This is a genomic window from Dysgonomonas sp. Marseille-P4677, assembly GCF_016652235.1.
Classification (GTDB): domain Bacteria; phylum Bacteroidota; class Bacteroidia; order Bacteroidales; family Dysgonomonadaceae; genus Dysgonomonas.
In genome coordinates this window covers 1-8,774 of record NZ_JAEPKU010000166.1, presented here as the reverse complement: position 1 = coordinate 8,774, position 8,774 = coordinate 1, and the positions used below count along the sequence as shown (strand labels likewise).

General features: G+C 36.5%; 8 protein-coding genes. 6 read left to right on the top strand and 2 right to left on the bottom strand.

Going from position 1 to position 8,774, the window contains the following annotated elements:
• Window positions 1-325: 325 nt before the first annotated feature.
• Window positions 326-922, top strand: coding sequence for a YigZ family protein (locus JGH11_RS18030; RefSeq protein ID WP_201114111.1), 597 nt, complete (start codon window positions 326-328; stop codon window positions 920-922).
• A gap of 51 nt (window positions 923-973) precedes the next feature.
• On the opposite strand, the gene JGH11_RS18025 is transcribed toward JGH11_RS18030, so the two are convergent.
• Both JGH11_RS18025 and JGH11_RS18020 read right to left on the bottom strand, forming a co-directional pair.
• The gene (locus tag JGH11_RS18025; RefSeq protein ID WP_201114109.1) at window positions 974-2,308 is read right to left on the bottom strand and encodes an NADP-specific glutamate dehydrogenase; all 1,335 of its coding nucleotides are present in this window, start codon (window positions 2,306-2,308) and stop codon (window positions 974-976) included.
• Between the two features lie 102 nt (window positions 2,309-2,410).
• Window positions 2,411-3,439, bottom strand: a complete 1,029-nt coding sequence (locus JGH11_RS18020; protein ID WP_201114107.1) for a pentapeptide repeat-containing protein — start codon at window positions 3,437-3,439, stop codon at window positions 2,411-2,413.
• A gap of 226 nt (window positions 3,440-3,665) precedes the next feature.
• Here JGH11_RS18020 and rfbB point away from each other — a divergent pair, with 226 nt between their 5' ends.
• From rfbB to JGH11_RS17995, 5 genes are all read left to right on the top strand, one after another.
• Entirely contained in the window at window positions 3,666-4,802 is a 1,137-nt protein-coding gene (rfbB, locus tag JGH11_RS18015) for a dTDP-glucose 4,6-dehydratase (RefSeq protein WP_201114106.1), read from the top strand.
• Between the two features lie 6 nt (window positions 4,803-4,808).
• Window positions 4,809-5,651 (top strand): hypothetical protein, encoded by an 843-nt coding sequence (locus tag JGH11_RS18010; RefSeq protein ID WP_201114105.1) that lies wholly within the window; start codon window positions 4,809-4,811, stop codon window positions 5,649-5,651.
• A 32-nt stretch (window positions 5,652-5,683) separates the two neighbouring features.
• Window positions 5,684-6,691 carry a UDP-N-acetylmuramate dehydrogenase gene (gene murB / locus JGH11_RS18005; protein ID WP_201114104.1) on the top strand — a complete coding sequence of 336 codons (1,008 nt, stop codon included), beginning with the start codon at window positions 5,684-5,686 and terminating at the stop codon, window positions 6,689-6,691.
• A gap of 75 nt (window positions 6,692-6,766) precedes the next feature.
• Window positions 6,767-8,071 (top strand): UDP-N-acetylglucosamine 1-carboxyvinyltransferase, encoded by a 1,305-nt coding sequence (gene murA / locus JGH11_RS18000; protein ID WP_201114103.1) that lies wholly within the window; start codon window positions 6,767-6,769, stop codon window positions 8,069-8,071.
• Between the two features lie 41 nt (window positions 8,072-8,112).
• Window positions 8,113-8,754, top strand: coding sequence for a hypothetical protein (locus JGH11_RS17995; RefSeq protein WP_201114102.1), 642 nt, complete (start codon window positions 8,113-8,115; stop codon window positions 8,752-8,754).
• The last annotated feature ends 20 nt before the right edge of the window (window positions 8,755-8,774 follow it).

Here is an 8,774-nt window from a genome sequence, read left to right as displayed (position 1 = left end):
GGTTATATTATTCGTTTATATCTATTATATAAACGCAAAAATACTTATTTATATTTCATAATAATGTTAAATATTAAAATTAACTATCATATGGTTTGATGTTTTGATAATTGTTCGTTACTTTTGTAAAGTATTTTTCATGGTATTAGATTTATGGTTAGGAGTGAAGATTGGTTGTCGTGAGACAACCATTCCTATTTTACAGAATATCTGTGCTTTCTATTCTTGTAGTGTAGAATGGCCGGATCGAATTTTTATAGATAAAAGTTGTAAATCCATTTTAAGCTCAAATCCATTAAGTATAAAACTATTATCTTTGTGCTATATGGAAGATGTTTTCAAAACAATAGCAAATATATCAAAGTCTACTTATACCGAGAAAAGAAGTAAGTTTATAGCTTACGCTATTCCTGTTCAATCTGTAGAGGATGTAAAGATAGAGATAGATAGGCTTCGTAAGGAATATTACGATTCGCGTCATGTTTGTTGGGCATATATGCTTGGTGCTGAGAGGGCAGAGTTTAGATCGAATGATGATGGTGAGCCTTCTGGAACAGCGGGAAAGCCCATTTTAGGACAGATAAATTCGAACGAATTAACAAATATTCTTGTTGCTGTTATACGCTACTTTGGAGGTATCAAGCTTGGTACGAGCGGGCTGATTGTTGCATATCGAGAGGCAGCTGCAGAGGTTATTGCCGAATCAGAGATCATAGAAAAAACAGTAGATTGTCAGGTGTCTTTTAGTTTCGAGTATCCATTTATGAATGATGTGATGAAGATTGTTAAGGATTTAGAACCTTTAATTTTAAATCAAAGCTACGATATGGATTGTCTCATGACCTTAGAGATCCGAAAAGCCCGATTTGAAGAGCTGTATAACAGATTGTCGAAGGTGGAAAGTTTGATTTTTACAGAATAAATAACGGCTACCTTTTAGAGATAGCCGTATCTTTTAAGAGCTTTGTTTTTTTTATATTATTCCTTGGGCCATTACAGCTTTGGCGACTTTCATAAATCCTGCGATATTTGCACCTTTTACGTAGTTGACATATCCATCGGCTTCAGTACCATATTTGACACAATTTTCGTGGATATTTTGCATAATCCATTTCAATTTTCCGTCTACTTCTTCTGAAGACCAGCTCAATCTTTCTGAGTTTTGAGTCATTTCTAGTCCTGAAACAGATACGCCACCAGCGTTTGCTGCTTTTCCGGGAGCATAAAGTATTTTTGCAGCTTGAAATACAGCTATGGCTTCTGGTGTGGATGGCATGTTTGCTCCTTCCGAAACAGCTATAACTCCATTGGCAACAAGTTGCTTTGCGTCTTCGCCATTTAATTCATTCTGAGTAGCAGAAGGTAGGGCTATATCAGCTTTTTCTCCCCAAGGGCGAGCGCCAGGTACATATTTGCAGCCGTAGGTGTCAGCGTATTCACTGATACGGCCTCTGTAAAGTTCTTTTAGCTCTTTTACATATTCTAGTTTTTCCAATGTTATACCTTCAGGATCGTAGATGTAACCACTCGAATCCGATAAAGATACAGGTATTGCTCCTAGTTCTATCAGTTTCTCACAGGTGTATTGAGCCACATTTCCCGAACCTGAAATCAAACATTTCTTGCCTTTTATGTCTATATTTTTTGTTTTTAGCATCTCCAAAAGGAAATATACATTCCCGTATCCGGTTGCTTCAGGACGAATTAATGAACCTCCAAATGTTAAACCTTTTCCGGTAAATGTTCCGGTAAATTCACGGGCAAGTTTTTTGTACATTCCGAACATATAGCCAACTTCACGTCCGCCTACACCAATATCACCCGCCGGAACGTCAGTGTCCGGGCCAATATGTCTCCATAGCTCAGTAACGAACGCCTGACAGAAACGCATAATTTCAGCATTTGATTTGCCTTTTGGATTGAAGTCCGATCCTCCTTTTCCACCACCCATAGGTAGGGTTGTAAGTGAATTTTTAAAAGTCTGTTCAAATGCTAAGAACTTTAGTATGGAAGGGTTTACCGAAGCGTGCAAACGGATACCTCCTTTATATGGGCCAATAGCATTTGAGTGTTGTACTCTATATCCCATATTTGTGTGTGTATTTCCTTTGTCATCGGTCCATGTTACACGGAATGAAAAAATACGATCAGGAATGCATAATCTTTCTATCAGATTAGCTTTTTCAAATTCAGGATGTTTGTTGTAAACTTCTTCAATGGACTCCAGTACTTCATGTACTGCTTGATGATATTCAGGCTCGTTTGGGAATCTACGCTTTAGATCTTCTAATACTTGTTCTACTTTCATCTTAATTTACGGATTTTGATTTATGGAAAGTGCAAATGTACGAAAAAGTATTTAAGGGTGTTGTCTTTTTGTTTAAAAAAGTTACGAAATGTATTATTTGACTTAAATATTGTTTGTTAATTTGGTCAAAATATCAGATTTTGTCCGAATTTCTTCCAATGTGTATTTTTCTAGGATAGTGTTGTTAAAAGTGATATCTCCTTCAAAAATGCAATCTTTGAAATCTACATTATTCAATCTGGTGTTGTCAAAATTGCTATTGAAAATAATAGTATTCCAGAAGTCACATTCTTTGAGTGTTGCAGAAACAAAGGAGGTATTTTTTATATGTGACGAATCGAAAATTACTTTATCGAAACTAGTATCAGAAAAATCCATTCCATCCATAAAGCTATTTTCCATATAGCATGATGTAAAACTGCAGTTCTGAGCCGTAGATCTGATAAACTTTGTTTTTGTAAAATCCACATTCGAAAAATGAGCATTGTCAAAATCGATATCTTCGAAAACACAATTTGATAAGTCGGTCATATAATCGCTGTAAATAAATTCATTATTTTTAAATAATACCTTCATGATGGTTTGTATAACAATTGTAGGTTCACTGTTTACACGCCATTCCTTTCCTGTGTCTTCGTTTATTATTGTGTCTGTGTTTTCTCTCACATATGTACAAAGTATATCATGTATTATATTTACATATCTTCTTTGTATATCATCTTCCTCTGATGATTCCAATGCTATCTGATGCAAGGCGTAAATACCGGATATGACAGAACTTACATTTCCACTACCTAATAGAGTAGCTGCATCTTTAAACCGTGTGTTAATTTGTCCTTTTTCAGCAATGTTATTCTGTCGTGTTTGTTCGGCCACTCGTCTATTGTTAATCCATAGCCCTAGGATTACCAGAGCTCCACCAAGTCCAGTTGCAACAGTTTTTACATATTCGCCTAATGCAGATGGTGTGTCTCCGAACAAAATAATGTGAGCATCCAGTTTGTAAAAAATAATTCCTGTAAGTATACATCCAAATATAATGATAAGGAAAATATATTTATAGTAGAAGTAACTTATTGCTTTTCTATTACTTTTGAGTATAGAGGAAAATATCTTGCTTTTTTTTGACATGGTGTTCTACGATGATTTATAATGTTGTTCGATATACATAATATAAAAATGCGAAAAGAGTTTCTTTATACAAATCTATTTAATAGTTGTTTGATTTTATTACAAAAAATAGAGATTCTGCAGATTTGATATAAATTAAAATATATATTGGGTGAGAGATGTTTTTTAGTCTCGTTTTTTTCTTATTTTTGCGAATAATATAATTAAAAAACATTCAGTTAAATAAATGAATTATTTAATCACAGGCGGGGCTGGTTTTATCGGCTCAAATTTTGTGAAGCATATGTTAGCCACACATCCCGATGCGAAGTTGGTCGTATTCGATGCTCTTACATATGCAGGTAACTTAGGTACGTTGAGCGAAGAATTAAAAAATCCTCGGGTTGTATTTATTAAGGGAGATATATGCGATAGAGATACAACTGAAAGATTATTTTCAGATTATCAAATTGATTTCGTGGTCAATTTTGCAGCTGAAAGCCATGTAGACAGAAGTATAGAGAATCCTCAACTCTTTTTACAGGTAAATGTGTTGGGAACACAAAATCTACTTGATACTGCAAAAAAATACTGGACCGTAGGAAAAGATGATAATAACTATCCGATATGGCGTGAAGGAGTGAAATTTTTACAAGTATCTACTGATGAGGTTTATGGTTCGTTAGGTGATGAAGGTTTCTTTGTAGAAACAACACCGCTCGATCCACGTTCTCCTTACAGTGCCGGAAAAGCAGGAGGAGATCTTATTGTACGTGCTTATGGTGAGACCTACAAGATGCCTGTAAATATAACTCGTTGTTCGAATAATTATGGTCCATATCATTTCCCTGAAAAACTGATTCCCCTTATTATTCGCAATATATTGGCTGGGCAACCTCTGCCGGTATATGGAGATGGTAGTAATGTGCGAGATTGGTTGTATGTTGTAGATCATTGCAAAGCTATAGATGCAGTATTACATTATGGGCGTGTAGATGAAGTTTATAATATAGGCGGACATAACGAAAAAAAGAATATCGACATAGTAAAGCTTGTGATAAAAACAATACACGATATAATGGATAAAGAACCAAAATACCGTGAAGTATTGAAAAAAAGAGAGCTTTTGCCTGATGGAAGTATAGATATTAGTTGGATAAATGAGGATCTGATTTCTTTTGTAAAAGATCGTCAGGGACATGACCAGCGTTATGCTATCGATCCTGCAAAAATATCAAAAGAGTTAGGTTGGTTGCCAGAAACATCCTTTGATAATGGTATCGTAAAGACTATCTATTGGTATCTTGATAATCAATCGTGGGTCGAAGAAGTGACATCGGGCGATTATATGAAATATTACGAACAAATGTATAGTAATAGATAAGTTGTTATGGAACGTTTAAAGGCAATTCTGGTTGATAAAATTCTAGACTTATCGATAGGCAGTGGAGATGAAGTAAAAGCAAAATTAGATAGGATTCAACGATTTCGCGATTTTGCGAATGCTTGCCAGACTCTTATGAAAAAATATCCGGCTATTGAGGATGAGCTGATCAAAATGGTTGAATCTGGCGACTTTGATACAAAAGTTGCTTCTTCTCGGGTAGATACGATAATCCGTCTGGCAGATGCAGAAACAGCTACTATTAACAGAATGATGCCTAAAGAGGATGATGTTGCAATTAATCTGCCCGATGATACAGAAAATATTTTTGATGCGGATGATTTTCTGATGGAAAGAGTGAATACGGAAGATGAACAAGTATATACACCGGAAGATATAGATTATGAAGAATTAGGAATCTCTGCAGAAGAGGTATCGGAAAGCGGATATGTATCCTATGAGGATGTTCGTTCCGAAGATGCAAGTGAAATTCAGGCTGAATCGGGTGTTTCTTTGGATGCAGAGGAATCAAATTTAGATATTGATACGAAGGACGAATTAGAACCGGATACTATTGTAGAAGATATTTTGAGCTCGGAACAATCTGAGAATATGCCTCCAATTACATTTATGGAGGAAAGTAATAATTATGAAGAAGAGGAACTTGCTGCAAACCGGAAGCTTCATATTCGGAGAACAATTCAAATTGTTGGTATTGTTATTGCCGTAGTTGCTCTTATTTTTATTATTAAATTTGTTATGATTCACTGGCAAACAATTCTTATTGTGGCCGGTATCTTGGCTGTTTTGGCCATATTGTTTGTTTGGTTTAAGCGAAAGCGTGGATAAGCCAGACGTATGTTGAACCAATTACCCCTGAAATGGACTATTATAGGCAAACCTCATTAAAAGATTACAATTCATTTAAAACTGAAGCGAAGGCAAAAATATTTTGCCAGCCCAAAAACGTAGAAGAACTGCGTGAGTGCTTGAAAGAGTTCCCCAACGATAAAAAGCTGATTATAGGAGGAGGCTGTAACCTTTTCTTTACAAAAGACTTTGATGGACTTGTCATTCATCCTAATTTGAGAGGTCTTCGAGAAATCTCCGATGAAGAAGAAGAGGACGAGGATATATTCATTGAAGTAAGTGCTTCCGAAAACTGGGACGAACTTGTAGCTTATTGTGTAGAACGAGGATTCGTGGGTCTAGAGAATCTGTCTCTTATACCCGGTACTGTAGGCGCCGCTCCTATTCAGAATATTGGTGCTTATGGAGTGGAGGTAAAAGACGTGATTCGCGAAGTTGTGGCTATTGATATGGAGTCGGGCGAAGTTGTTTCTTTTTCGAATGCCGAATGTGAGTTTGCATATCGAGATAGTATATTTAAACGTACGAATAAATATTTTGTAATTTCAGTGGTTTTCCATTTGAAGCGTACATTTGTCTATACTCCTAAATATTTTGATTTAAATAAAGAGCTGGAGGATATTGCAGAGCCTACTATTCAGGATGTACGCGATGCGGTCATACGTATTCGTCAGCGGAAATTACCTGATGAAAAGATATTGCCTAATGCGGGTAGTTTTTTCAAGAATCCATGCATTACTAAAGAACATGCAGATAAGATTCTAAAGTCATATCCTGAATTACCGGCTTATTTACAAAAAGATGGCTCGATGAAAACATCAGCCGCCTTCCTAATAGATAAGGCGGGTTATAAAGGTATAAGAGTAGGTGATATAGGTACTTATCCCAACCAACCTCTTATTGTTGTTAATTACGGCTCCTCGGATGGAAACGATATTGTTCGTTTTATGCGTGAAATACAAGGAGCGGTAAAGGATACATTTAATATAGAATTAGAACCGGAAGTAAGAATATTTTAATAAACAGGGTATAAAATAAAGTAACTTTTATATCTTGCATGTAAATGAAAACTTATAACTGATAAAACAAAGATTATGGCATCATTTATCATAGAAGGGGGCTGCCGCCTCAGTGGAGACATTACTCCTCAGGGAGCAAAAAACGAAGCATTACAGGTCATATGTGCTGTTTTACTTACACCCGAAGAAGTTGTTATAGAGAATATTCCGGATATATTGGATGTAAATAATCTGATTGCTTTACTTGGCGAAATGGGTGTGCAAACCCGTCGGGTGGGAGAAGATGCGTGGTCGTTCAAAGCGGAAAATGTAAATATAGATTATTTGCAAACTCCTGAGTTTATGAAAAAAAGTGCATCTTTACGAGGCTCTGTAATGATTATCGGACCATTGGTTGCACGATTCGGTAAAGCCATGCTGCCAAAGCCCGGAGGAGATAAGATAGGCCGTCGCCGTCTCGATACCCACTTTATAGGAATACAAAAGCTGGGTGCAGAGTTTATTTATGACGATGCACAGCAGATATATAATATTACTGCAGATAAGTTAGTAGGAACCTATATGTTACTAGATGAAGCTTCGGTGACTGGTACTGCTAATATTCTTATGGCTGCCGTATTGGCAGAAGGCGAAACTACTATCTATAATGCAGCATGCGAACCATACATACAGCAACTAAGTAAAATGCTGAATCAGATGGGCGCTAAAATTACAGGAGTGGGTTCAAATCTTTTACGTATCGAAGGGGTAAGCTCTCTCGGCGGAGGCAAACACCGTATTTTGCCGGATATGATAGAAATTGGTAGCTTTATTGGGATGGCCGCCATGACAGCATCAGAACTTACTATAAAAAATGTAGCTTATGATGATTTGGGTATTATTCCTGATACTTTCTGTCGCTTAGGGATACAATTAGAGCGAAGGGGAGATGATATATATATACCTGCACAACAGGAGTATACAATAGACACATTTATTGACGGATCTATTCTCACTATTGCCGATGCACCTTGGCCGGGATTAACTCCGGACCTGATAAGTGTATTGTTGGTAGTAGCTACGCAAGCTAAAGGAAGTGTGCTTATACATCAGAAGATGTTTGAGAGCCGCCTATTCTTTGTCGATAAACTTATAGATATGGGTGCCCAAATTATCCTTTGCGATCCTCACCGCGCTACTGTGATTGGTACAGGCAAGCGCCCTATGCGTGCTACGGTAATGACTTCACCGGATATACGTGCAGGGATAGCTCTTCTTATTGCAGCAATGTGTGCAGAGGGGAAAAGTACAATTCATAATATAGAACAAATAGACCGTGGGTATCAAAATATAGATGCTCGCCTTAACCAGTTGGGCGCTAATATAATGCGACTGGATTAATAAGAAACTAAGATAATATAATTTTTTTCAACTTTTAGACTATGACAGAAAATGAGAAATATCTCTACGATCATTTCCTTATTAGTATAAAATCAGGATTTGAATCTCTAGAAGATATTATTAACGATGCGCTTGAAGCAGTGGAGGATGAAGGATGGCAAAGTGAGATTACCGAAGAATGGGTAAAAGAAATCCTAGAGCGGGAATACGCAAAAAATGAGTCTGAAAGTAAGACTTGGCAACATCCGACCGATACGGAAAAATTGCTGACAGTATTTGATACTCTACGTAAAGAAAAGATAGTAGCTCTACATAATGCCGGATATACTGAATCGGATGCTATCTATGATGTACAGGATGTATGGAAGGATCTTGAGGATCAAGGAATAAAACCAATTGGATATTGTTATTATCATGGACAAGATTTGGAAAGAGTTATAGAAAGTGGAACGCTTTGTATAGGATTCTATGGAGAAAAAGAAAAAAATGATAAAGAAGCTATTTTAATTGGTAATAAAATAGTAGCAGCATTTTCAGATGCAGGTTTCACTGTAGAATGGAATGGAACCGCTTCGAGAAGAATAGAAATTCATAACTTTAATTGGCAGAATACATTTACTTCTGACGAAGATGCAGAAGAGAAATGGGGTTATGATCGTGTTATAGATCTAATGGAAGAGTAAATATACAATAGATAATATAT